We start from the raw sequence: 25,742 nt of genomic DNA on the forward strand, positions 1-25,742 counted from the left end.
GCGGTCGCCTCCCAAAGAGTAACGGAGGCGCGCGAAGGTTCCCTCAGGCTGATTGGAAACCAGCCGTAGAGTGCAAAGGCATAAGGGAGCTTGACTGCGAGAGAGACATTTCGAGCAGGTACGAAAGTAGGTCTTAGTGATCCGGCGGTTCTGAATGGAAGGGCCGTCGCTCAACGGATAAAAGGTACGCCGGGGATAACAGGCTTATCGCCCCCAAGAGTTCACATCGACGGGGCGGTTTGGCACCTCGATGTCGGCTCATCACATCCTGGGGCTGGAGCAGGTCCCAAGGGTTTGGCTGTTCGCCAATTAAAGTGGTACGTGAGCTGGGTTTAAAACGTCGTGAGACAGTTTGGTCCCTATCTTTCGTGGGCGTAGGATATTTGAGGAGATCTGTTCCTAGTACGAGAGGACCGGAATGGACCAACCAATGGTGTTCCAGTTGTTCCGCCAGGGGCATTGCTGGGTAGCCAAGTTGGGTATGGATAACCGCTGAAAGCATCTAAGCGGGAAGCCAACTTCAAGATTAGATATCCCATTCTTTTGAACTGAAGACCCCTTGAAGACTACAAGGTTGATAGGCCGGGTGTGTAAGCATGGTAACATGTTCAGCTTACCGGTACTAATAGGTCGTGAGGCTTAGCCACTTTTTTCCACGAATAAATTTAGACGCTTTGATGTCTGCGTAAATTTTGCGAATTTCTTCGTTGCTACGCATCAATTTTAAAACGGAGTAGTCCACTACACCTTATTTAAAATTAATGCTTGCGCCTTGAAATTCACTAAAATTTACTTTGCCATAGATATTACTACAGCGAATTAAACGAATTTTGGATCCAAGGGACACGCAAGCAAGACAGCATTCTGAAGTCCCAGGTCCAACCCGATTTAATCCGGTGGCAATGGCAAGGTGGTCACACCCGTTCCCATCTCGAACACGGAAGTTAAGTGCCTTAGCGTCGATGGTACTGCATGGGAGACTGTGTGGGAGAGTAGAACGCTGCCGGATTATTTTTCAAAAGCCCTGGTCAGTCATAAAGATTGGCCAGGGCTTTTTAGTTTGTATTATAGTTGTCAATTATTGTTCAGCTTATAACAAATTCGGGCCGCTTTAGGCCTTTTTTATTGCAGCCATGAGTTGGCCCGTTTTTTACAACCCATATGCAATTATTTAATATTATTTCCATTATGCTTGAGTTGGATTGTGCATGGAAATATATATCGATTCTGTGGTATTGATATTGCATCTTTTTCTTGGGATCGGGATTGTTGGGCTGGTCAGGATAAAAATATGCAGTTCAAATATTGCACAATTTCCAGAATTGAGGTACACATTTTACTATGTATAATAAAAATCAATTAAATGCCATAGATAACGCCATTAAGAACCATCTTATCGCTACTGGGGTTGACCATGTTATTTACATGGACATGAGCGGGAATGCCATCGCCAAACATGACAACGGCAAAACTGCACTTGACTCCACTGCATTTGCCGCTCTTGCTGCTGGGAATTTCGCAGCAGTGGATGCAATGGCAAAACTGGTTGGAGAGTCTGAGTTCTCCCTTTTATTTCATAAAGGTGAAAAATCCAGTATCCATTTCAGCAAAGTGGATAACGAGACCTTACTGATCTCAATGTTTAACAAGGATATTTCACTGGGAATCGTGAGGCTGAAAGCCGCCGAGGCAATTAAAGAAATATTGCAGGCTCTCTCATCTGAGGAATAATCCTGTTCTGATAAAATTGCAGTAAACCCTGAGTTTAGAGGGGGAACAAATTTGGCGCTCATCAATGTAAAAACCAGAGAAGTCCAGATTAAGCTTGTCTATTATGGACCGGGCAGAGGCGGAAAAACCACTAATCTGGAATACATCAACCAGAAATACCGCGAGCAGATCAAAACAGAGATGGTCAGCCTAAAGACCCACGACGACCGGACTTTGTTTTTTGATTTTCTTCCCTTTGATGTCGGGCAAATAAAGGGGTTCGATGTTACCATACAATTGTACACTGTTCCTGGGCAGGTGAAGTACAATGCCACCAGGAGGCTTGTCCTCAGGGGCGTCGATGGAATCGTATTTGTAGCAGACGTTCAAAAAAACCAGCGGAAAAAAAATATTGAATCGTTGAACCAACTCTATGAAAATCTTCAGACCTATAATTTGGATCTTTTCAAGATACCGCTGGTGATGCAGTATAACAAAATTGACCTAAGAAAAACCGATACCCCTACTTTGTCATCGCAAACCCTGCAAAAGGATCTGAACGGGCTGCTGAAAGTTCCGGCTTTTGAGGCCAATGCCGTAAACGGAGGGAATGTGATTCCAACTTTAAAAAAGATCATATCAATGACCCTCGGATCTATTCAGGATCAGATATTCTAAGGAGGTTGTTTTGGATTCGATTATTAAGATTACGCAAAAGATCGACGCATTGGCATCCGGGGCAGGGCAGGAGGAAGCCAAAGCTCTTCAAAGCCTTTTGTCAGATCTTGACGATGAACTCAATCCTCAGGACAGTGCAGGTACCATCGTTAAAATGATGCAGTCCATCACCACGTATCTGATCGGCAGAATCGACAGCCCCCATCCTGAGGCCGTGCCTCTCCTGAAATCTCTGGGAAATCAATTGGATACGATGGTCAGCATGCCTGGAAACTCGGCTGAGGCCCGAAAAATACTTGATCGGGCCATAATGGAGTTCAAATCTTTGAAAGCCGCCATCTCCCAAGCCCCTCCTGTATCAAAAAAAGAATTCGAAGAACTTAAAGCGGTCATATTATCGGTGGACTGGGAAATTTCAAACCATACCCTGAAAAGTTTTGACCATGTCATTAGCCATCTTAAGGAGAGACTCAAATCCAATCGGGTGCATTTTACTTTTTTACGGATAATGCACAGTATCGGGGGATATATAGCACGGCATGGGTCAAACGCCGACAAAGATTCCATCCTGTTGCTGCAATCTGTTTTTCAAGATTATGAAAAGCTGGTACAAAATCCGCATATGGCCGTGGCTGAGAAGAAATCATTGATCGAAGGCGATATCCGCAAGTACAACGAGTTCAAGCAGGGCATTTCCACCAAAACAGAAACTGCAGTTGTTTCGCCTTCGCCTCAACCGGAAGACGAATTGCCGCCGGCGTTGTCACACGTGGGGTCGTCAGCGGTTCCGGCAGGACAGGCGACGTTGAGCGTGCTTTCAGAATCATCTAAACCCGGAGAAGGGATAACTCCGGCTCTTGCAGGAAAGAAAGGTACACCTGAAGAGCCAAGGGATGTCATGGGCGATCTCTTTTCGCCCAAAGCCTCACCTGCGGATGAATTGCTTGATGCCATCCATTTGGCAGAACTTCACGGGCCTTCACAAGAGTCTCCTGCAGGCATGATGCCTGCTGATTCCGGATCGCAGGGGGAAGGTGTCAAAAGTTACATCCCAGAGCGGGACGGCGCCGAACCTATACCTGAAATAGAAAGCCGTCTGGATGAGTTTTTTAATCTTGATGTTTCTGAAGACAGTATCTCGGAAATTGAGTCTGCTGACTCGGCGGATTCGTTTCAGGCTGCCGAAGTGCCGCCACCTGTCGCACCGGTGTTGGAAGAAGATGAGGAGGAAGAAGAGTATATTCAACCTGGCCTTTCCGGCCTGATTAAGCCCGACCAAGGGGTTAAACCTGCGTTTGGGACAGATGATGGGATTGAAACTTTAAATACGCTTTCCGAATCTGATGATCAGGTTCTGGATGACATGGACCAGCCTGCTCCGCCCCTTGATTTTGCCACTGAGTTTGAAAGCAGCGGGGATCAGGAGCTGCCTCTGGAAATGATTCCGGAAGAAGGTATCGAATTTATCGAACCTGAGGTTCCTGAGCTTGACTCGTCCCTGCTGGTTGAATCTTTGGAGGAAGACGATCCAGCAGAACCCGTTCTGGCCCGGCTGAAGAATTTGTTGATTACCCCGTCTGTACTGGAAGATGAAAGCATTTATACCCAGGCCCTGGAAGACATTGCCGGATTAAATCAGATATGGGCTGCCGATCAGGACAAGCGCACACTTTTGGAGATATTGTCCGGACTGTCAAAATATGTTCGTGATTCCGCCAATGCCCCTAGCCTGCTTGGCGACGACACAGAAACTGAAGCCGGCGAGCTGTTTGCTGAGGATGTTCTGGCTGACAGCGTGGAGGAGGCATTACCCGACGGCGAAAGTGACGGTACAGAGCAGGAAATGTCTGAATTTGGTGAAACTGAATCGGCTGGAGAGATGTTGACAGAAGCAGAAAATGCGGTTGACGATGCCGCAGCCTCCCTTGATGACGAATTCCAACCTGAAGAAGTTGATGAATCAACCCCTAAGGCTAAAAGCGGGTTCTGGGGAAAACTGACATCCAGATTCCGGAAATAAAATGATTCTGTTTTGCGAAGACTGCGGTCAGAAAAATGACCTGGAACCTGCAGCCTTTGCAGGCGGGCGGGCCGTATTTAAGTGCAGTGCCTGCGGGTATCACAACGCTTATGCCCTAAATGTCCAGGAGACAGACTCAGGTCCGGTGAAAGGATTTACTCCGTTTTTCGTAGCGGTTCAATCTTTGCCCGGCATTATCGGCTCCTTTTTATACCATGAAAAAAAGGGGCTGGTTGGCGAAAAAATGCCGCCGGTATTAACCCGGAAGGATATCGAATCCCTCGGTTCGGGCCTCTCACTGGGTTACAGCGGCGGTGACAGAACGTTCCCCGATATGAAAAAAATGACCGTGGTGATCTCCGATAAATATTTTTCGGTTTTTAAGGTTGCTCCGCAATTGTATGCCATTGTGGTTGCGGCAGTGCCAGACCTGCCCAGGGAGGTCATTGAACTCGTCAATAAACTGGGGAGAGGGTTAAAGGCTTTAAAATGAGAATGGCCGAGGTATTATCCAATGTCAAACGGATCAACGGAGTTGACGGTTACATCCTGTTGGACGGAAAGGGGAATATCCTTGCCCATAATGACGATATGAAAGCGCCTGAGAAATTATCAAGGATGGTTTATTTCTGTGGTCGCAAGCTTTCAGTTATTGGGAAAAAATATTTTAAATATGCGTCTTTTTCCCGTCAAAACAACAGGAATGTTTTGATATTTCCTGTTGGTAATTATTATCTCGGAGTGATAAAACAAACAGGTATCAGGAATTTTAGGGCGGCTTCGGCTGTCATGGAGTTTCTGGATGTCCTTGTTGGAAAATCAGATTAAAAGGGAGGCTTCATGACTGCTCAGACTATAATTTCTGTTTTTACACTTGTCATTTATCTGATTATTATTTTTGTATTTAATAAGGCCAGGGTCAAATATGCTGGAGGAAAAGTAGGCAAGGTTATTAATTTGATTCTGGTGACGACCTGCCTTTTATTTGTGGCGGATTATGTTGTTATTCTTGACCAGTTTGTGGACAAAGAACTGCTTGAGATTGTTCGCGCGCTTTTCAGAACTGCGGCCCTTTCTTTTCTGGCCTACGGCGGTGCAAAAGTAGCCGACTCCTGATGCTGACGCAAAAAAGGGGGGTAATAAAAAGAAAAATTTTAGGAAAATAAAGAGAACAATCCTTTTTTGGGCTTATCTTTATTGATATTGAATTCAGATTCAATTGTTTTTATCAATGTTTTCATATCGGTGACAATCCTGTCCTTTATCTTTGAACCGGCCTGGTATTGCCGGATGTACCCCAGGATTTTTTCAATGTCGTCCATGGCTGCGGCTATCGGCTGGACGCCAAGGAGTTCTCCGATTTTCCTCAATATCTGTTCGCAATAGCTCACAAAACCTGAAATGATGAATTCTTTGGGGTCTTCTGCCAGGTCGATGCTATCCAGCCCCTTTTCAATGGCCTCAAGGTTTTTGTTTTTGGGATTGTCCGGATTGAAATATTTAAACACCTTTTGAAGCTGGTCGTTGAGATTGGCTTCACTCTCCAGGAACAAGGTCTCGGTCCGTTCCCCCAATTCTTCGGAGATGGTTTTCTTTATTGTTGAAAGGATGTCGCTGAAAACGGTGACAACAGCTGTCAGATACTCTTCATTATCGCCGTTTTCCAACTGGACTTCCTCTTTCTGTTCAATCAGGCCAGAGGAGATCACCGAATAGAGGATTTTATAAACGGCGAATTCATCATAACTGCTTTCCCGGATGATTTGACGGACAGTGCGTGAACCGTCTATCAGGGATAAGACCCGCCATTCGTTTGCATTGAGCTTTATCTCTTCTTTACTCTTGACTTTCCCCGACATTTTGAAAACCAGTTTATCTGATGGAATGACCTTTCGCAAAACCGAGAGTTCGTCAATTCGTCTGGAGGCTTCAAGAATGAGTTTCATGGGATTGAGCTGGGTAACGATCATGTTTTTCAGGTTCAGTTTGGCATCCCTGTATCCGAATATCCCCTTTTCCCAGAAGAGAAGATCATACAGGATGGCCTCAACCTGTTTGGTATTATATTTTTTCAGTGTATCTAAAGAGATATACCCTTTTTCCACCAGGACTTTTCCCAGATGAAGATTTTCCGCCTTGGCAAAGGAGAGGCATTTCTGCAGTTGCTGGACTGAAATAATACCGTCATTTCTCAGCAGAAATCCCAGCCGTGCCTGTTTTACCGCCGCGGTTGCATAGACAATGGTTCCTTGATCAAAATAGACTTTGCTTTTATCCTTGCCCCTGGTTACGGTTAATATGCCTGTCTTTTGGTCGTTGCAAAGCAACTGAAGAATACTGGCAAGTGTTAAGCCTTCAAAATCTCCTTGAAGATTCATGGTTCCATCCTCTGTCATGATGATAGTTACGCAGCACTGGTATTGCTTTCATACTATGCCACATTATACGGGGCAATACAATGATAGAGAAAAAGGTACGTTGTTCAACATCATGATCTGCCTGCAGGGTTAAAAAAGATTAAGAAACTTTTTTCTCGGTTTGGGTTTTGTTGGTTGGGGTTCTATGAGATCGCAGGTGAGCTTCAGGGACGCCACGGATCCTTTTGTATCCATGAATACCAACAGGTAGTTCGGATCAATTTTGCGGATGTAAAGGCGCCCTTTTTCAAAAACAAGATCCAGTTCTCTTTTGAAGTTGCCGGACTGGGTCAGTTGATTCCAAAGCTCCTGCGGCTGTTGCCCTGAAAATTTGTTAAGGTTCAGGGGGTCATATACGGATCGGCCGTCGGCGTCTATGATAGCGGCGCCATATACATGGTCCAGACCGATGACTGCATCAAATATTTTTTTCATATGATATCCAGAAACCGGGTGATCAACAGGGTTATTTTTTCCAACGGGCTCTGGGCACTGAGCGTGACTGTTGTGGGAACCGGTCCGTCCACAAACAGTCCGTTTTCAGCGCCGTCATCTGCACAGATAAGCCTGAGCCGGCCGAGTTCGAAAAGGGGCCCCAGGTCGCGGACATCCCGGAGCAGCTCTTCTGCATGGGCATCATATCCGACTTTTACAATTCCGCTGCGGTTGTCCAAGTGTTTGTCCAGAAAACTACCGAGGTTTTTGGGGAAAGCCTCTTTGGGTTGTGACTTTGGTTGCCGTGCGGCTGGGGGGGGCTGCTGTGCAACTGCCGTCTGGCCCTCATCTTTCATGTGGACGGATCTTACAATGATGGATTTAAGGTCCAGGTTGATCCTGTCCTCGACCGGATATTCTTTGTTTTGAATATAAATATCCGCTTCGTCCCAGGCCAGGATTCTGCAGGCCGCTTCTATGGGCTTGAAACCGCCGAACCGCGAATCTATGAGTTTACCTGCCCGGAACACAAGCAGGCCGCCCGCTTTGGCCTTTTTTTCAAAAATTCGTAAAATACAGGATTTACCCTCCATTTCCAGGAGTTGGGCCAGGGAAGGGGGGGATACGTTGCTTATGGTTCCGCCGCTGATCAGATTTCGGATTTCAGCTTCGATGATCTGCTGGAGGTCTTTGCTAACAAAGGGGCTTCCCATGTAAGATGCAGAAATATTCCGTGGCAGATCCTCTTGATCCAGAGGCGTCGATGACAGGGCAATTACCGGGATATCCGGGTAATGCTCCTGTACATGTTCCAGCAGTGCTGTACATTTGATCCGTGACAGATTGAAATCCACAACCACCATTGAAATAAACACATGGCCGAGTATGCCCACAGCTTCCTGGTAGTTGGGGGCCGTGACCAGCGCATATGTTTTGCCGGTTATGGCCTTTCGGGCTTCATCCTGAAGGCCGGGATCATTGGTGAATAAAAGTAAATTCAGCATAACCAAGCCACTTTATTTTTTAAGGCGCTGGAGGCGCGAGATTGAAATCTGGATGCTGTCCTGAAGCCTGGTGATGGCATCTGCAAGGTCGCCGATTTCATTTTTGGACCGGGATTTGATTTCCACATCCATATCTCCGACACTTATGCGGTTGGCAGCATCGGTAAGTTCCTTAATGGGCCTGACAAGGGAGCGGCTGGCAATCAGGGCGATGATGACAACGACGGCCAGGGTGACGCAGAGCAGCAGAATGGCAGATTTCCGGGCCTGTTTTAAGGGGGCCAGGGCTTCATCCTTATCCTGCTGGATGGCCAGGGTCCAGCCCATGGCCGTTTGAGCGGTAAATCCAATAGCGGTTTTGCCGTCCGCATCAATAAATTCAACCCTGTCCTTGCGGCCGGCTTTGGCAGCGTCGATTAAGGGGTGGGCACTCATATTCTTTTGCTTGAGTACAAAGGCATTGTTCTGGTGAGCCACGGCTTTGCCATTGTTGTCAACCAGGAACCCTGATCCTGTATTTCCGAGTTTAAACCGGGTGACACGTTCTGAAATGGCACTTCTCGTCATGGCCGCTGCGATCAGGCCGACGGGTTTCCCGTCTTTTATAACCGGAACGGCAAGCACCAGTGCGGGCTTTTTGGAGGTTTTTCCGATAAGGGTCTGCCACGCCAGATCGGAACCGTTGACGATGGTTTTAACATACTGCCTGTCTCCATAATTTTTCAGGGGTTTTCCGTCGCTTCTGGCGATGTTTAGGCCCTTCATATCCGTGGTGAAGACCAGGTAAATCCAGGGATATTCCCTTTGGATGGCATTGAGAATTTCTCTTTGATTTTCCGGCTCCATTGACTGGATGGCCGGCAGTTTGGTCACCGCCTTTAACACTCTTATGTTTTTATCAAGCCATTCGTCCACCTGGCTTGCCAGCTGTCCGGTAACAATGGTCCCGGTCCTGTATGTTTCGTTGAGTATTCTATCATGGGAATATTTTGAAGAGATGGCAAAATACAGCCCCCCGGGGATTAAACTAACCAATAGCATAAGACAAATGACATTGGCAGTAAGACCGAACAGGTGTCTTTTCTTGGGTGGGGCCGGTGATGCCTGGACGTTTTCTTCACCGCGGGGCTCAGTGTTTTGGGGACCGGTCCCTGCAGCCGCCTCGGTTACCCCATCAATCCCATCTGCCTCATCAATTCCGTCGAAACCGGAGAATGCATCTGATAAATCTGGGTTCTGTTCAGCCGTCCCTCCTCCATCCCCGCCCAGCAAATCTTCTACAGCGGGATTTTCAACGGGATAGAACGTATCAAGGATATCTTCTTTTTCAACAATTATATTTTCTGAACAGCTTTTACATTTGAACCAGGCCTTGGTTCCTTTGATTTTCGTGGAATCAATTTTATACTCTGCGCCGCAGCCGCTGCATACAACCTTCATTATCGTCTCCTTGTCACGGATTTATTCCTTTTTCTGGACTCCTGATTTTAGAGGTAGCCTTTTTCCCTGATTTTTTGAAGCATGGCCTGCTTGAACTCGATCCGTTTTTCTTCCCTTGGAATTTCCCTGGATAATAGATTCACCAATTCGGCAGCCTGTCGTGTGGGAAGATGGCTGCCGGCATATCCGAGAATTTCCATGCTGTCCTCAATAATCAGGCCGCCCAGGGGACCGATGGCAATGGCCATTTGGGAGGTCAGAAAATCCATAAAGTCCTGATCCACAGCGGCAACGGCCGCGCTAACGCGTTGAATCAGCCGGGATTCGACAAGCTTGGCCACCACCGGTCGTATATCCGTCATACTCATGCTCAATTGCCCCGCCACCTGCCCGAGCGTTTTTTTTCCGTCAAATTGCATTAAAACACTGAGCATGGGGCCGTCTAGGGCCAGCTCTCCGATATTAGACTGTACCGCCTGTTTGAATACCAGGGCGGCGATCTCTTCTGAAGATAACGCCATTACCGAATCCTGTTGCTGGGGGGGAAACGCAAACGGCCTTTGGCGCCGCCGGTTCTCCCGGGTTGTCTGTACCGTGGGGCCCAAAAAGCAAAATTGGGTTCATCCCGGACTTTGTTTCATTTTTTATGCCAGGATTGTTCGTCCCCTGTCAATGGTTATCTCAGCATCAAGGTCCTAATAAATAAGACATCGGCTAAAGGATTCGGGCTGTGGTTGTATCTGGTGGCTTTGGCTGTATATCGTCAGAATGTGATGATATGTCGCAGTAATTTATTTGCTGCTCCTTTTTTGTGATCGGGAAATCGCATCAAAGATGTATCCCGAATCAGTTCTGTTCTGCATTTTCAAGCTGTTCATCAACAGCGGTTTTTTCCTCTGCCGGAACAAACGCCATGCTGAAATCTTCCATTTCATAGATGCAGATACCATCCACCATCAGAGCCCCGTCCGCGACAATGGTATAGCGGCCGTTTTCATCCGAGCATTCCTTGATGTGGGCCTGAATCAGTATGTTCTTATTTGCAGGGATAATCTGTCCCCTATAGATCCATTTATGGCGGTTGTTTTCTGCCATGGCCGCTTTATATTTGGCTGGATTGATACTGTATTTTTTGACCAGGAAAAAGCGTAGCATCTGGAGAAAGGATTCCACCCCAAGGGAACCTGGGCAGACGGGATCCTGATAAAAATGGGCCTTGAAAAACCACTCCTGTGGATCGACCGTTTTTACGGCCTGGACAAGGCCGCGGCCATGGATACCACCTTCAATGTCCAAATGGTCGATGGTATCAATCATTCTAAGGGCCTTGGAAGGCATGCCGGTATCCGGACTGACCGAGGTGTCATCGGGGGTGACAGGGGCATCGTTTTCAAAGGATATTGCCTGGGCATTGCCATGCAATTTCTGATAAAAACGCGGGGTGCGGATGCCCACCTGGTTGGCCAGGGCATCGGCCGTAAAAAAACCGAAGTTGGTGGTGCCTTTGTAAATGAGATTGCCCCTGTTCTGAACTTCCATTTCAAAATCCTGGATGATCATTCCGCCGGCCTGGGAAACATCCGACATTCGGACCCGGATGGTAAGGGTGCCTGATTCGGATGTGGGATTGGCAACCAGTGTGGCATCTCCACCAAGATTCCTGAAATGAAGCCGCTCCTGGCTCTTCAGGGCGGAGCCGGCATAGGCAGCCAGCCACCCGCAGGGCTGGAGGGCAATTTCCAAAAGAATGCAGAAGGGCATGGCCTTGGACCGGTTGGCTGTAAAATACCATTCGGTTTCGGGAATCTCATAGGTGGTTTCAATCCAGCCCCCAGGTGCCATTTCCCATGCCTTGTGGTCGGCCACGGTCACTGAATCCATGAAAAAATAAGGGGGCCGTGGCAATCTGGCGATTTCACGTTTTTTATCAAACGCTTTATAGGCCTCCCCAAAGGCTTCCGACGGGTCACCCTGGGCAAATGCCAGTATCCTGTCCCTGTTGAAGAGGGGGGCTGGTTTGAATTTGGTTTTCAATCCCGGGTCGATGAATGCCTCAAAGCCCATGATGCTGGCAATGACGGTATCTGTTTCGTCTAGGAAGGTGAAATAGCCCTGTACTTTATGGCGGGTTTCATTATTCACCGTGAACAGCACCCGTATATTGCCAGACCTGGACGGATAGGATTTGTACAGCCTCAGGTTGGCGAAGAATGCGGGCAAACAGACCTGGTTCCGGGTTTCATGGGTCCAGAGGATGGCCGTCTGAAATGCCGTATCCAGCATCAGGGGGTCAACTGACCACTCTCTGGTGTGGGGGGCGTCGTACCATGCCCCGGGTTCTGGAGCGGTTCTGGCGGTGACCTCCATTCCTTTGGGCGAGATCCCGGATATGTCAATAATGCTCTGCAGGCCTTCCCGGTGAAACAGAATCTCGTCATAGGCCCTGGCCGGGGTAATCTCACAGGGTTTAAGGTCCATAAACGCGGCTTGGGACAACACCGGCGGTTCGGGGAGGGTGTCAGATAGTATTAGTTCTGCTTCGGCATGTATGGCCGCCTCTCCGGAAATATTTTCAGAGGCCAGGGTTGCCGGTGCGGTGAACAGGCCGTCCCGTCGAAGGCATTTGCCTACATTGACATGAACCGCAATATCATCGCCGCCCAGGGTGATACCCTTGAGCAGCCGCAGATTGTCAATCCCGGTAAACCTGAGCCCTGGATTGTTTTTTTCAGTACCGCAGGCCATGAGGTCGGCCATAAGGGCAAAGGGGACGACCGGTTTGTTGTCTATTTTATGGTCATTGACGATTGGACTGGCCTTGACGCCCAGATTCTGTGACAAGGCTCTGTTCAGCACCGGTTTCTTTTTTTGGGGGGAAGGATTCATGGTGCCTCCGATAACGACCTCAACAGCTGTATGGTCGGGATTTGCCATTTCCATTATCATCTGAGCTGCGCCGGCGGCCAGGGGAATCATCGCGACGCCCCGCCTGGAAAATTCCTTTTTCAAAGCGTCATTGACCATCCCCCCGTCCCAGGGACCCCAGTTCAGTGAGAGTACCCGGCATCGGGGGTGCGAAACTGCCATGGCCTGGGCGGTTTTGTTCAATACCTCATTGGCCATGGCGTAGTCGCACTGACCCTGATTGCCCAGCCGTCCTGCAATGGATGAAAAGAGCACCAGATATTTTAAGCGCTCAACATCAACCGCCTCAACAAGGGACTCAAGCCCTTCAATTTTCGTATTGAAAACCCGGGTGAACTGTTCCATTGATTTTTCGGCAATGAGCTTATCTTCAAGTACGCCGGCCCCGTGGACGAGGGCGGTTACCGGTCCCAGCTCTGCCTGCACATCGGCAAGAACGCCGGCAACCTGGTCTTTATCCCTGATATCCACGGAATGGTACCTGACCTGGGCGGCATGGGCCGCGATGCGATCAATATTCTTCCGGATATCCCTGTTGGAGACAAGGCGCCGGTATTCGGACTCAACCGCTGCTGGTTTGGGTTTCTCTCCGGGAAAGGCATTGGCAAGGATGGCCTTTTTCATTTCACCGGGTTCTGTCAGGTTTGCGATCCATTCCGGTTCGGCAAAGGGGGCCGGGGATCTGCCCAGAAGGACGATGTTTGGATGGGATGCCCGGGCAAGGGCCAGGGCGCATTCGGCCGTCACGCCCTTGGCGCCGCCGGTAATAACCGCCACGTCCTCGGTGCCGAATTCTGGGGGAACCGCTTTCTCGGCTGCCAGAGGAATGGGTTTGGATTCAAGGGTGGGGATAACGCATTGGTCTCCCTGCAGCCCCATTTCTACGGCACCGTGGGTCATCATCAGGGCCACGGCAGCTTCGGCATATGATTTTGCTGTATCGGCATCCGATGGCAGGTCCAGGGCATGGCAGAGTACATCGGGCCACTCCAGGTCGGCGGTTTTGGCCAGCCCTGCCAGCCCGCCGTAAACCGGGCTGCCTGCCGGGGCCGCGGCGTCGAAGCCGAAGGCGCCGCCCCCAAAGCTCACCGTGGTAAGGAACCCTCCCTTTTCTTTTGCGGCAGCCCCAATATATCCTGCATTGGTCCTTACCAGATCAAAGGCGGAAGATAGAAAGGATTTTGCAGCCTGGTTATCTGAGGATGAAAAGGCCTCGGCGATAATCACAAGGCCTGCGGCATCGGGCAGATCCGGTGCCGGGCTTTTACCCGGGTCGATCAGTTCCGCCTTGATGCCGGCTTTGACGAATTCCTTTTTAAAGCATTGGGCAATCCCGGCACCGTCCCGTGTCAGGTAAACGGTACGGTTGTTTGATACCTGGATCCGTGTGCCGTTGTAAAAGCGGATCTGGTTGGTGGGGTAGGGGGTGAGCCCTATTTCCTGGCGGAGAAGCGGCGCCGAAGGTGATTCCGGCACCGTTTCATCAGTCTCTGACCCGGTTACGCTTTCAAGCGAAGTTTTTTTTTTGGAGGGCTGTGCAGCCCCCTCTGGTTCAGTGTTCTCTTGGGTGTCCGGTGAAAGGTATCGGACAATGTCATCCAGGCTTTTTAATGTCCCCATTTCATCGGGGGAAACCGTGCCAACGTCCGGCAGTTCCTGCTCCAGTTTAGACAGAATTTCAACCCGTTTGATGGAGTCAATGCCAAGATCGGATTCAAGGTTCATTTCAGGTTCCAGCATTTCCCTGGGAAATCCTGTCAGTTCGCTGATAATGCCCACCAGTACATTGAAGGTTTGTTCTGAATCCTGGGTACCGCCGGCCTGGGACGGGGAAGCCACCGGCTCCGGGGCAGGCTGAATGCTGCCTGAATGGGCATCGGTGTCGCCCATGGCCCGGCAGATATCCTCAAGGGTGCGAACGGTGGTCAAATGGTCCGGTGAAACACTCTGGCCACCGGGCATTTGTTTTTCGAGTTCAGATATGATTTCAACTTTTTTAATGGAATCAATGCCCAGGTCGGATTCAATATCCATCTCAGGTTCCAGCATTTCAACGGGGAATCCTGTGAGTTTACTCACCGTTTCAAAAAGAATGGATTGGATACCCGTGTTTTGCGTCTGAGCGGGCGCCGAAGCATCTTCGCCATGGGGCGCTGCTTTCTGCACAGGGGCCGGCTGAGCCGGAGTCTGGGTCGATGGCGCCGGTGCCGGTGTTTCAGGCGCTGTATATACTGGCTGAGGCGCCGGAGTCTCGGCAGGTTTCGGGGCCGGGATTTCAGGGGCAGGAACCACTGGCATGGGGGCGGTATAGGCCGGTGCGGGGGCCGCGCCGGACCGGGTCTGCTCCAGCATCATGGCCAGGGACTGCCCGGCCATGGCCTGGGTCTCCAGAAATTTTTCATGGGCCCTTGCGGTCTGGGCCTGGAGCTGCTGGATGGCTTCAAGTCCCCTGGTGAGAATGTCCATTTGACTTCCCGTGGCCGGTGCGGTCTGGGGGCTTGCCGGTTGGTTGCTTACAGGTTGGCTGGTTGTCTGGGTGGAGGGTGTCATAATTCTTCCTCGATTTTGGGAATAATTCGTGTTGTGGGCCCTGTCTGCCTGGGTACTGCTGCTCAGTGGTGCCTGTTTTTCCATTGGAGTGGCCGGACCAGGTTCCGCCGGAATCTGATGTGCGGCCGGTGCAAGGGGCTTTACTGCAGGGGCGGCCGGTGGGAGCTGCTCCCTGGTTGGTTTCGGGTTTGCCCCGCTGATCATGAGTTTCATTTTTTTGGGGACAGGTGCCTGGGCCGGTTCTTCCCATGGGGTGAGATCGACGTCATGGCCCCTGGCAGCTATGGCACAAAGGGCTGCTGCCAGGTCAAAAATCCCTGTTTTTTTACCAGCGGATGCATCCAGGGCACAGGCCTGAATGTTTTCTCCCTTTAAGATCGTTTTGATCAGACCGGTGAGGACGGATTTCGGCCCGATTTCAAGGAAGGTGGAGATACCGTTTTTATGCATAAACTCAATATTGTCCGTGAAGTTCACCGGGTGCATGAGTTGATTGCCTAAAAGCGTCCCCGCCTTTTTGGGCGCTTTCGGGTAGACCTGTCCAGTGGTGTTGGATAGGACTGCCACGGCGGTGGGCGCCAATGTTATTTGGGCCACATCCTTACTGAAGGGGCGTGCTGCATTTTCAACCAGGCGGCTGTGGAATGCTGCGGCCACCGGCAGTTTGACCGCTCTCATTTTTTGTTTTTTGCACAGCTTGTGTGCCTTGTCTATGTCCATGGTGCTGCCGGAAAGAACCCCTTGGGCCGGGCTGTTTTTATTTGCCAGAACCAGATCCAGGCCCGAGTTGTCGAGCAGGGCCTGGATTTTTTCCACGGGTGCCTGGATGGCCAGCATACTTCCGGGATCATCCCCTGTTTTGCCTGCATCCGCCATATACCGGCCCCGGGCTGCGGCCAGTTTCAGGAAGTCTTTTTTATCCAGCCATCCGGCGGCGCAGAGGGCGGAGAGTTCTCCGAAACTATGGCCGCAGGTCATTTCCGGTGAAATGCCGAACCTGTTTAAAATTTCCAACATGGCAAGGGTGGCGGCGCCAATGGCCGGCTGGGCAATGTGGGTCTGCCTGAGCTTTTCCTCGGCCTCTTTTTTGCCGATGGCGTGGCCGGGCAGTGGAAAGGTGTACCGGCTCAGGGACTCCAGGTCCGAATCTCGGTGTTCGGCGCCCAGGCAGTCCTGCCCGAGGTTGAACGCATCCATGGCTTCGGGAAAGATGGAGATGATGTCTCTGGCCATGCCGGTGTACTGGCTGCCCTGACCGGGGAACACGAAGCCGAGTTTGCCCTGGGGGGTACCGGTACCGTAAAACACCGGTGGAGTTGCTGCAGTGCCGTTGTTGACGGTATCCAGGGACTTGCCGATCAAATTGGTTGCATCATCGTCTCCGGTGATCAAAATCAGTATCCGGAACGGGTCCTTAACCGAGAAGCGCTGTCTGGATTCAAAGGCCTGCCAGGCGACGGCCTGGGTGTATTCGGGCACATCCTTGGGATCATAGGCGGCCAGCGTTTCCCGCATGTGGTTGAGTTTTTCAGTGAGCCCTTTTTTATCCGGTGCAGAGACCGCCAGAATCTGAACGGATCCGTCCCAGGATACATGGGGTTTTTCCGGGCCGTATTCTTCAAGCACGGCATGGAAATTGGAGCCGCCGAATCCGAAGGCCGAGACCCCGGACCGGCGAAGGGTATCATTTTTTTTCACCCAGGGCTTGGACCTGTCGTTGAGGTAAAAGGATGACCCGTTGATTTCAAGCTCGGGGTCCGGTTCCGCTGCTTTGAGGGTGGGCGGGATCACTTTGTGGTGAAGGGCCAGGATGGTCTTGATCATGCCGGCGGCGCCGGCGGCGGCCTTGCTGTGGCCGATCATGGATTTTACGGATCCGATGGCGGTGGCACCTGCTCCGGCATCATTGCCGAAATATTTCTTTAATGCAGTGAATTCAACCTTGTCCCCCACCCGGGTGCCGGTGCCGTGGGCTTCAATCAGCCCCACCGAACCGGGATCCACCCCGGCGCGCTCATAGGCATCTTTTAAGGCCCTGACCTGTCCCTTGGCCTCGGGGGCATAGACGGCCGAGGTTTTGCCGTCGCTTGAGGTGCCGATGCCCCGGATGACCGCATAGATCCGGTCATTGTCCCGCTCCGCATCACAAAGCCGTTTTAGAACCAGCATGCCGACGCCTTCACCGAGTACGGTTCCGTCGGCATCCTTTGAAAAGGGTTTGGCATCGCTGGAGTGTGAAAGGACACCGGTTTTGGAAAAGCACATGTGCATGAAAATATCGTTGAGGGTGTCCACACCGCCGGTGATGGACATGTCACACCGGCCGGTCTGAAGTTCCATCACGGCCGTATGTATGGCGGAGAGGGAACTGGCACAGGCGGCATCGGATACGGCGTTGGTGCCGGAAAGATCCAGCCTGTTGGCGATTCGGCCGGCCACCACATTTCCCAGCAGGCCGGGAAAGGAGTTCTCCTGCCACTGGGTATAGGAACGGTCAAGCCGCTGGAGAATTTCGTCGGTTTTTTCAGGGGCAAGGCCCCCGTCGATCATGGCTTTTTTCCATAAAGGATGCCCCAGCCGCGCGCCTAAAGGAATGACCAGTTCCTGGGTTCCGGTGACCCCCAGGATGACATTAACCTTTTGTCTGTGGAGCGCCTCGTGACCGACGGGGTATCCGGCATCGGCCAATGCCATGCGCGCGACTTCCAGGCCCAGCAGCTGTGAGGTGTCCGTGGCTTCGATGTTGTTGGGCGGAATACCGTAGCTCAAAGGGTCAAAAGCGATTTCCGGTATAAATCCGCCCTGGGTGCAATAGGTGTGGTCGGGGCAGGCCGGATCTTCATCATAATAATCCTTGAGCCGCCAATGGGTCTCTTCCGGGATGGGTTTTATGGCATCTTTGCCGTTGAACAGCAGGCGCCAGTATTCTTTCAGATTTCTGGATTCGGGAAAAATACATCCCATGCCGATGACAGCGACGGGGTGGCCGATATGACTTTTCTGTTGTGGTGTCATGGATGATTTCGTAACTGGTGCTAAAAGTTAATTTTTTAAGTTCGGCAAATATACTAAGCCTGGTTTACAGAATCATCCGTCCACGGGGGAATTGACAAAAGTTTTACATTAAAACAGCCCCTTAAATCAGCTGGGACAGCCTCTCTTTTTCCAAGGGGGAAAAGGCGGTGGCGCCGCCGTCGGCATCAATGCCCTGGGCCCTTAAAAAAGCGGTCCGGGTATGAACACAGGCACCGAAGAGCAGGTTGAGCCCGATTTCCGCTGCACATCGCTTGTCATGGTCTTCCAGAAAGCTGCCCTTCACCCATTGGTTAAAGGCTCCGATGGCTGGGCCGCACCAGATTTGATAGTCCATGCGCCGTTCCGGCAGGCCACGGATGGCCCATCGTGAGGACTGGCCCAGATAGGATCTGAACACCAGGGCCATTTTATGTTTGGGATCCTGTTCAGCCCGCTGCACCTCCTTGGGGTTGCCGCGGTCCAGGAAGAATTTCCTTGTGGACTGCCAGGCAGATTCAAAGTCCGTAAGAAGGAATTTGTCCTGGATCTCTGTTCTGGCTTTTTCAGGCAGGTCTTCGAAACGGGTGTAATTTTTGTAGTACTGGTAAAGCTTTTCAGCCCGGACGGCAAAGAGTGTCCCCCGTTTGAGCACCTGGACCTTGGCCCCGATTTCAAACATGTCAGCGGCCGGTGCCATGGCCACATCTGCCTGCTCTGCCTGGCAGAGCAGTTTTTTGACGTCCTCGCAGATGCCGGCTTCCACACAGGACTGGTTCACAGAACCGGTGAGAATATAAGCGGCCCCCATGCTGAAGGCCGCGGCGGCCGATTCAGGGGTGGCAATCCCCCCGGCCAGGCCCACACAAAGAGGGGATGAGTAGTTGTAGGTCTCCATGCACTGGTTTTTCAAGGCGATCATGGTGGGCAGCAGGGCCAGGGCAGGCCGGTTATCGGTATGGCCCCCGGAATCCGCTTCCGCAGTAAGGTCCTGGGCCATGGGGATTTCCTTTGACAGCGCGGCCTCCTCCCGGGTTATTTTTCCGGCTGCCAGCAGCTGGTTCACCAGGTTTTCCGGCGGCGGGGCAAAAAATTGTCTGGCAATCTCTATCCTTGAGACTTTGGCGATGATCTGGTTTGGGGTGACCACCCCATTGTTTTCGTCCCTGTAAATACCCTTGACCCGGAAATAAACCAGGGGCAGGGTCATACGCATGAATGCGGCGGCCGATATCAAGCGGACCCCGTGGCGCAGGTATAGCTCAACCGTGGCCATTTCGTGGTCCGGATCCCCCAGGCTGTGGATAAGGTTGAACCCCATTGGTTTATGGCCAAGGGTGCTGTTTAGCTCAACGACGGCAGCTTCGATCTGTTCGAGGCTAAGGCCTCCGGCACCGAAAAAACCCAGCATTCCGTTTTCGGCCATGGTTTTGACCAGGCCGGTGGATGAGATCCCGTTGGCCATGGCACCTGCCACATAGGGATATGCCAGGCCATGTCGTTTCCGGAATTCCGGGTCACCCAGGCTTTTGGGTGTGACAGCCGGCAAAATAGCCTGGCCGGGTTGCAAAGGAACGGTGAGGTCTGCCTTTTCTTCAACGAGAATTTCCCCCTGGGACTCGGTTACGAGAAAAGGAGTGGCAACCCGGGTAAGGGCTTCATGTAAAACAGATTGGGATGTCATATATTTTTTCTTCAGCATAGGGTTAATGGTGAATTCTCAAGGCAGTCTTTTACCATAGGTGGGGGCCTGTGATCAATGCTCATATCAGTGCCTTGCTCATATCAGTGTTCCTTCCGGCCTGGCCGGGGATGGAGCAGCCATTTGTCAAGAATGGCGGAGAGCAGCTCCGGCCGGATGGGTTTGGAAATATAGTCATCCATGCCGGAATCCAGGCATTTCTGGCGGTCCGGCGCTGTGGCGTTGGCCGTCATGGCTATGATGGGGATTTTGTTATCAAGGCGGTGGGGAGGGGCTTTGCGAATGGCCTGTGTGGCCTGGTATCCGTCCATCACCGGCATCTGGCAGTCCATGAGGACAAGATCGTAGGCTTTGGTTTCCAGGGCTGTAAGGGCCTGTTGACCATTCGGGACGATATCGGTCCTGAAGCCCAGTTTGGCAAGCATTCCCTTTGCCACCTTCTGATTGATGGGATGGTCTTCCACCAGAAGGAGGTTGAATGCTGCGTTTTTACGGGTATGAATGCTGTGGGTGGTGATCAGTTTATCCTGAGTGTCCCCGGTCTTGCCCTCCTGCTCCCTGAGCATGATCATGCAGTTGTACAGATCCGAAGGGTTTACCGGTTTGGTGAAATAGGCAACCGCTCCGGCGGACTCGAACAGGGCGGCATCTCCCCGGCGGCCCGGACGGGGGGTTACCACAAGAGCGGTTTTGCCGTCGGACAGGGCATTGTTTTGGATGAGGGTCCGGACAAATGTCGGGCCGTCCGTATCTGGCAGGTCCGGATCCAGCAGCGCAATATGAAAAGGGGCGTTTTTTTGGGCGGCGGTCTTAAATCGGTTGATGGCCGAGGCCCCGGTTTGCACCGATTCCACCTTCAGTAACCAAGACTCAAGGAGCCGAACGGTTTCCTTTTCCGATGCCGGGTCCGGATCTATGACCAGAACGTTTACCCCAGCCATTTTGTCGTGGTTTATTTTATTCATAGCTCTTGGGGATGTTTTAATCCGAATGGCAAAGGTGAAGCAACTGCCTTGCCCGGGTTCGCTGGATACCTGGATATCACCGCCCATAAGCCGGGTCAGTTGCCTGCATATGGCCAGTCCCAGCCCGGTTCCCCCGAATTTTCTCGTATCCGAGGCATCGGCCTGGGTAAAATCCTTAAAAAGTAATTTCTGCTTTTTTTCGGGAATACCGATGCCTGAATCTGTAACGGAAAATTGAACCACGAGGTGGCCGGTCTTACGGTCCGCCAGTTCAGAACGGATTTTAATCCATCCCTGGGGGGTGAATTTCAGCGCATTGTCCACAAGGTTGGTCAGAACCTGACGCAGCCGGACCGGGTCCCCAGTTACAAAGGGAGGAATTCTGGAATCGGGCTCAAAGATCAGGTCCAGCTCTTTTTCCCTGGCACGGAAGCCCATGGTATAGGCCAGGTTATTCAACAGGGTATGGATATTGAACTCGGTTTCTTCCAATACCATTTTTCCTGCTTCGATTTTTGAAAAATCCAGAAGGTCGTTAAGGAGGGTTAAAAGCGTTTCCGAACTCTCTTTGATGGCCATGGTATAGCTGGTCTGGTCCGGCGTCAGACTGGTATCCATGAGGAGCCGGTTCATGCCGATTACTCCGTTCATGGGGGTTCGTATTTCATGGCTCATGGTCGCAAGAAATCTGCTTTTTGCCTGATTGGCCTGTTCGGCCTTTTGCTTGGCCAGAGCAAGCTGCCGGTTCATCTGTTCGGTTTCCTTTTTCTGTCGGGCAATTGTGGTGAACATTTTTTTCTGTTCAAGCACCAAAACCATTATCATGCCGATTTCCATTGCCATATACCCTATGGGCAGGACCCATACGTCGGCCTGAGTAAAACTGCGTTCAAAGGCCAGATCCCTGAACGCCGCCAGGGCGGTGAGTGAAAAAGAAACAACCATAATCACGGATGCCTTGCGTCTTGTTCGGATCATGTCCCATAAGAGGATCAGAAGCACGGTTACCAGCCCCGGCCCGATGAGCCAGGCAGAGGTGAGTGAGAAAGCCAGGTGAATTTCGTGTTTGGTTTCCCGGGTAAAAAAAAGCAGGGCCATCAGGATAAGCAGGCCGGTTCCTGCCAGGTTGGCGGGACGGGAGTGGGTCAGTCGACGTGCTCCGATAAAATCCATGACAAAGAAGAACACAGTGATGATGGATGCCGAAAAGCTAAACCGGGATAACTGCCAGAAAAAAAGCCCGTCCATGGCCGGGTTGGCAAAACAAAGATGCAGGTAGGCCGTGCAGAGCATAAAACAGGTCAGGGAAAAATAAATCTGATTCATGTTCTTGAGCCCCGTACCGGCCCAGAAGAGTGCAAAGGCAATACTCAGGAAAAGACTGAGCATGGAAAAGCCGAAAATCAGATTGTACTTACCAATGTTATACCAGACTGCTGTTGAGGAGACATCTTCATAGCCGCCGAAAAATATGTCGGGCAGGGCCAGCCTCATCTGCCTGGGGACGATCATTACTGTCAGGCGGTTGGGGCCGTCGGTATTAAGTACTTCAGGTGCGATAAACTCCCGCTCTCCGTAATACTTGTCCAGGCGGGTCCGGGAGGCGGGGGTACCGCCGATAAAAACAAGAGAGCCATTGATATGTATTGTCATCGGATAGGGGAGGGCCGGGATAAAAAGGAGCAGGGGCCTGTTCCTTAAATCTTTAGGAATATAAAAATCGGCCGAAAAGGTCAGTTGGGCATCTTTATCCAGCCCGGGCGGGAGGGCACCGCCGGTATATGGACGGCGGGGGATTGCCGGCAGATCGGTTTGGTCCTGGATGGGATACGATATCTGCATCCTGTAGGGGGCCGGGTAAATCCGGATGGTGCTGACGGCTGCCTTTTCCCGGGCACAGCCCGTCAGGATGGCGGCGACGCACACTAGGAGCAAGCCCGGCCTTATGGTATGAAATAATGGTTTCTGCATATTCGCAGTTTATTTCCCATTGGCCTGCAAGGTACCTGTTCAGGGGTTAATTTTAAAATAACGGTTGAATCGGATGTTTCCAACCTTACCACAGGTGAGAGGGGCTTGCACCCAATTTATTTTCAGTCAGCTTCTGGGGTGGAAGGCCTGGTGCATTTTTACCAGATACTCCCTGGAAATGTGGGTATAGATCTGGGTGGTTGAAATATCCGAATGGCCCAGCATGGCCTGCACCGACCGCAGGTCCGCCCCCCCTTCCAGAAGGTGGGTGGCAAAGGAATGGCGCAGGGTGTGAGGGCTGACATTCCGGGAGATGCCGGCAATTGCGGCATATTTTTTAATGATTTTCCAGAAGGCCTGGCGGGTCATGGGCTTGCCGGCCCGGGCGGCAAAAAGCCAGTCCGAGGTATACTGCTTGAGGACAAGGGGGCGTCCCGTTTCTATCCATTTGCCGGTGGTCTGCCTGGCCTGGGTACCCATGGGGACCATGCGTTCCTTGGACCCCTTACCCATGACCCGGACAAATCCTGCCTCAAGATTGACATCGTTGAGTTTCAAGCTGATCAGTTCCGACACCCGCAACCCCGCTCCGTACATGATTTCCATCATGGCAATATTTCTCAAATCCCTGGGGTTCCTGGGATCGCCCGCTGCCAACAGAAGCTCCACCTCGGCAACAGAAATGACTTTGGGAAGGCTTCGGCCCGTTTTAGGCAGTTCCACATCTTTGATGGGATTTTTAGTGATCCGCTTTTCTCCGGAGAGATATTTGTAAAACCCCCTGATGGTGGTCAAATGCCTTGCCCTGGATTTGGGGGAAAGGCCGTTGCGGGTCAGGTGGACGAGCCAGCCGAGAATTGCGGCGGTATCTGTTTGGGAGATGTCCGTGATCTTGTTGCCTTCCAGATATGTGATATAGGAGATCAGGTCTGCGGTGTAGGCCTCTATGCTGTTGGCGGAGAGTCCCTTTTCAATGAGGAGAAAATCAATGTAGGCATCTGCCCATTGGTTTAGATCAGTGGTTTGGGTCATGGTGGGGGTATCTTCCTATTGAAATAGTTCCGAGATGCATCTGAATCCAATGGTGTTGGCGGTGAAATCCTGCTTAAACAGTCCCCGGGAGCTGATGGTGACGCTCTCCGTTGCATTCCAGGCCCCGCCCTTGGCCACATTATATTTTTGGTTTCCTTTGGTATTGACCGGGGGATATTGCCTGTCCGTTGTCCACTCCATGACATTGCCTAATATATCCGACATGCCGAATTCATTGGCATGGGCCTCAAACGTATCCACTGCACAGGTGGCTGAAAAACCGGTCTGTTCGATGTTCAGCGCTTTGGGGTTAAAGGTGCTGCCCCAGGGGTATTTAAAGCCCAGGTCCGTCCGGGCGGCGGCTTCCCATTCCGCTTCCGTGGGCAGGCGGCGCCCGATCCAGGAGGCGTAGGCGAGTGCGTCTTCAACGCTGACCTGGACCACGGGATGATTCCGTTTGTCATGGAGGGATGATCCGGGGCCGTCGGGCTGATACCAGCACGCCCCTTTCACATCCCTGAATCCCGCCTGTTTCCGCCAGGAGGACCGGTTCCCCTTTTTTTGATACCGGGCATGGTAGACCACGCCGTAACCTTTTTTTTCCGCCGTGGTCAGATATCCGGTCTGTTCGATGAAGATTTCAAACAATGCATTGGTCACGGGAAATTTCCCTATATAGACCAGGGGCATTTCAAACTGCTGGAGTTCAAGGCTTGTTTTCAGAGATTTGCGGGTACCGACGGTGTAAATGCCCTGGGGGATTTTGACATAGGCATTGAATTTTTTTTCCCGGTCTCCCAGGGAATCGTCAAAGTGCTCGGCCAGTTCCCTTGCTTTTCTGAATTCCTCCAGGGCGTCAAGCTCTTCTTCGTCAAGCTCATCGACTTCTTCTAACTCTTCATTCTCGTCTAACTGGATCTCCTCTACCTCTTCATCCTCGTCAATATCCAGTTCTTCAATTTCATCTAATTCTTCATCTTCATCCAGCTCAATTTCTTCAATGTCTTCGTCTTCATCCAGTTCGACCTCTTCAATGTCGTTTTCATCTAGAAGATCCTCATCCGCCTCTTCGAGCTCTTCATCTTCATCCAACTCGATTTCTTCGAGGTCCTGGTCTTCATCCATGAGCTCATCATCGATTTCCTCTAATTCTTCGTCATCATCCAGCTCAATCTCTTCAATGTCTTCGTCTTCATCCAGTTCGACCTCTTCAATGTCATCTTCATCTAAAAGATCTTCATCCACCTCTTCGAGCTCTTCATCTTCATCCAACTCGATTTCTTCGAGGTCCTGGTCTTCATCCATGAGCTCATCATCGATTTCTTCTAATTCTTCGTCCTCATCCAGTTCAATCTCTTCAATGTCTTCATCTTCATCCAGTTCAACCTCTTCAATGTCGTCTTCATCTAAAAGATCTTCATCCACCTCCTCCAGCTCTTCGTCTTCATCCAACTCAACTTCTTCAATTTCCTCATCCTCATCCAGTTCGATTTCTTCAATGTCTTCATCTTCATCCAACTCTATTTCTTCGATATCCAGGTCTTCATCAATAGGCTCATCATCGATTTCCTCTATCTCTTCATCCTCATCCAGCTCAACCTCTTCTATGTCTTCGTCTTCATCAATCTCGACTTCTTCTATATCTTCTTCGGCGTCACCTTCCAGAATATGCCCCCCCAGCCGGGACAACACTTTTTTAATTTCTTCTATGATGTCCAGGGATTGATCCTGGGTAGCGGTAATATCGATTTCGTCCAGAAAGTCAGTTACAGCCTTGAGGATGTCGGTGGCCTTGGCCAGGTCAATATCACCTGTCTTAACCGCGTCGGTAAAGGAGTGAAGCAGGCTGGTTTTGGCCTCCTCGGTCATATCAAAGATATT

The 25,742-nt window shown here is 51.1% G+C and carries 16 protein-coding genes and 2 rRNA genes (1 of these 18 only partly in view); 8 read left to right on the forward strand and 10 right to left on the reverse strand.

The features are described 5' to 3' along the window. The 8 genes from HUN04_25910 to HUN04_25945 all read left to right on the forward strand — a co-directional run. Positions 1-654: ribosomal RNA gene (locus HUN04_25910) — 23S ribosomal RNA — on the forward strand; it begins 2,341 nt to the left of the window's first position. 238 nt (positions 655-892) lie between these two features. Beyond that, positions 893-1,009: ribosomal RNA gene (gene rrf, locus HUN04_25915) — 5S ribosomal RNA — on the forward strand. A gap of 332 nt (positions 1,010-1,341) precedes the next feature. Next, on the forward strand, positions 1,342-1,731 hold the full coding sequence (locus tag HUN04_25920) for a roadblock/LC7 domain-containing protein (GenBank protein WDP92973.1): 390 nt from the start codon (positions 1,342-1,344) through the stop codon (positions 1,729-1,731). A gap of 51 nt (positions 1,732-1,782) precedes the next feature. Next, a complete protein-coding gene (locus HUN04_25925) occupies positions 1,783-2,388 on the forward strand; it encodes a GTPase domain-containing protein (protein ID WDP92974.1) in 606 nt (201 codons plus the stop codon). Between the two features lie 10 nt (positions 2,389-2,398). Then, complete coding sequence (locus HUN04_25930) at positions 2,399-4,408, forward strand: hypothetical protein (protein WDP92975.1); 2,010 nt, start codon at positions 2,399-2,401, stop codon at positions 4,406-4,408. Position 4,409: 1 nt separating this feature from the next. Next, entirely contained in the window at positions 4,410-4,901 is a 492-nt protein-coding gene (locus tag HUN04_25935) for a hypothetical protein (GenBank protein WDP92976.1), read from the forward strand. Next, the gene (locus tag HUN04_25940; protein WDP92977.1) at positions 4,898-5,236 is read left to right on the forward strand and encodes a roadblock/LC7 domain-containing protein; all 339 of its coding nucleotides are present in this window, start codon (positions 4,898-4,900) and stop codon (positions 5,234-5,236) included. The genes HUN04_25935 and HUN04_25940 overlap by 4 nt, the downstream gene beginning before the upstream one ends. A gap of 12 nt (positions 5,237-5,248) precedes the next feature. Further along, a complete protein-coding gene (locus tag HUN04_25945) occupies positions 5,249-5,524 on the forward strand; it encodes a hypothetical protein (protein ID WDP92978.1) in 276 nt (91 codons plus the stop codon). A gap of 38 nt (positions 5,525-5,562) precedes the next feature. Here the strand turns inward: HUN04_25945 and HUN04_25950 are convergent, their stop codons facing one another. The 10 genes from HUN04_25950 to HUN04_25995 form a co-directional block, all read right to left on the reverse strand. Beyond that, positions 5,563-6,786, reverse strand: a complete 1,224-nt coding sequence (locus HUN04_25950) for a DUF4388 domain-containing protein (GenBank protein WDP92979.1) — start codon at positions 6,784-6,786, stop codon at positions 5,563-5,565. Positions 6,787-6,915: 129 nt separating this feature from the next. Beyond that, on the reverse strand, positions 6,916-7,260 hold the full coding sequence (locus HUN04_25955) for a hypothetical protein (GenBank protein WDP92980.1): 345 nt from the start codon (positions 7,258-7,260) through the stop codon (positions 6,916-6,918). Beyond that, positions 7,257-8,264, reverse strand: coding sequence for a response regulator (locus tag HUN04_25960; GenBank protein WDP92981.1), 1,008 nt, complete (start codon positions 8,262-8,264; stop codon positions 7,257-7,259). Before HUN04_25960 ends, HUN04_25955 begins: the two co-directional genes overlap by 4 nt. Before the next feature lie 12 nt (positions 8,265-8,276). Next, entirely contained in the window at positions 8,277-9,704 is a 1,428-nt protein-coding gene (locus HUN04_25965) for a zinc-ribbon domain-containing protein (protein WDP92982.1), read from the reverse strand. A 47-nt stretch (positions 9,705-9,751) separates the two neighbouring features. After that, on the reverse strand, positions 9,752-10,225 hold the full coding sequence (locus tag HUN04_25970; GenBank protein WDP92983.1) for a hypothetical protein: 474 nt from the start codon (positions 10,223-10,225) through the stop codon (positions 9,752-9,754). Between the two features lie 325 nt (positions 10,226-10,550). Next, positions 10,551-18,194 carry an SDR family NAD(P)-dependent oxidoreductase gene (locus tag HUN04_25975; protein WDP92984.1) on the reverse strand — a complete coding sequence of 2,548 codons (7,644 nt, stop codon included), beginning with the start codon at positions 18,192-18,194 and terminating at the stop codon, positions 10,551-10,553. A 121-nt stretch (positions 18,195-18,315) separates the two neighbouring features. Next, positions 18,316-19,875 carry a PfaD family polyunsaturated fatty acid/polyketide biosynthesis protein gene (locus HUN04_25980; protein ID WDP92985.1) on the reverse strand — a complete coding sequence of 520 codons (1,560 nt, stop codon included), beginning with the start codon at positions 19,873-19,875 and terminating at the stop codon, positions 18,316-18,318. A gap of 101 nt (positions 19,876-19,976) precedes the next feature. Continuing rightward, positions 19,977-22,829, reverse strand: a complete 2,853-nt coding sequence (locus tag HUN04_25985; GenBank protein ID WDP92986.1) for a response regulator — start codon at positions 22,827-22,829, stop codon at positions 19,977-19,979. Between the two features lie 126 nt (positions 22,830-22,955). Beyond that, on the reverse strand, positions 22,956-23,861 hold the full coding sequence (xerD, locus tag HUN04_25990) for a site-specific tyrosine recombinase XerD (GenBank protein ID WDP92987.1): 906 nt from the start codon (positions 23,859-23,861) through the stop codon (positions 22,956-22,958). A 15-nt stretch (positions 23,862-23,876) separates the two neighbouring features. Beyond that, entirely contained in the window at positions 23,877-25,730 is a 1,854-nt protein-coding gene (locus tag HUN04_25995) for an SUMF1/EgtB/PvdO family nonheme iron enzyme (protein WDP93409.1), read from the reverse strand. Positions 25,731-25,742 lie beyond the last annotated feature (12 nt).

Source organism: Desulfobacter sp. (assembly GCA_028768525.1).
Lineage (GTDB): Bacteria > Desulfobacterota > Desulfobacteria > Desulfobacterales > Desulfobacteraceae > Desulfobacter.

Excerpts from the sequence above, each read along its gene's own strand:
- HUN04_25960 (WDP92981.1), bottom strand. The coding sequence starts at position 8,264 with ATGCTGAATTTACTTTTATTCACCAATGATCCCGGCCTTCAGGATGAA.
- HUN04_25955 (WDP92980.1), bottom strand. The coding sequence starts at position 7,260 with ATGAAAAAAATATTTGATGCAGTCATCGGTCTGGACCATGTATATGGC.
- HUN04_25985 (WDP92986.1), bottom strand. The coding sequence starts at position 22,829 with ATGCAGAAACCATTATTTCATACCATAAGGCCGGGCTTGCTCCTAGTG.
- HUN04_25980 (WDP92985.1), bottom strand. The coding sequence starts at position 19,875 with ATGACATCCCAATCTGTTTTACATGAAGCCCTTACCCGGGTTGCCACT.
- HUN04_25940 (WDP92977.1), top strand. The coding sequence starts at position 4,898 with ATGAGAATGGCCGAGGTATTATCCAATGTCAAACGGATCAACGGAGTT.
- HUN04_25950 (WDP92979.1), bottom strand. The coding sequence starts at position 6,786 with ATGAATCTTCAAGGAGATTTTGAAGGCTTAACACTTGCCAGTATTCTT.
- HUN04_25995 (WDP93409.1), bottom strand. The coding sequence starts at position 25,730 with ATGACCGAGGAGGCCAAAACCAGCCTGCTTCACTCCTTTACCGACGCG.
- xerD (WDP92987.1), bottom strand. The coding sequence starts at position 23,861 with ATGACCCAAACCACTGATCTAAACCAATGGGCAGATGCCTACATTGAT.
- HUN04_25975 (WDP92984.1), bottom strand. The coding sequence starts at position 18,194 with ATGACACCACAACAGAAAAGTCATATCGGCCACCCCGTCGCTGTCATC.
- HUN04_25945 (WDP92978.1), top strand. The coding sequence starts at position 5,249 with ATGACTGCTCAGACTATAATTTCTGTTTTTACACTTGTCATTTATCTG.
- HUN04_25970 (WDP92983.1), bottom strand. The coding sequence starts at position 10,225 with ATGGCGTTATCTTCAGAAGAGATCGCCGCCCTGGTATTCAAACAGGCG.
- HUN04_25920 (WDP92973.1), top strand. The coding sequence starts at position 1,342 with ATGTATAATAAAAATCAATTAAATGCCATAGATAACGCCATTAAGAAC.
- HUN04_25935 (WDP92976.1), top strand. The coding sequence starts at position 4,410 with ATGATTCTGTTTTGCGAAGACTGCGGTCAGAAAAATGACCTGGAACCT.
- HUN04_25965 (WDP92982.1), bottom strand. The coding sequence starts at position 9,704 with ATGAAGGTTGTATGCAGCGGCTGCGGCGCAGAGTATAAAATTGATTCC.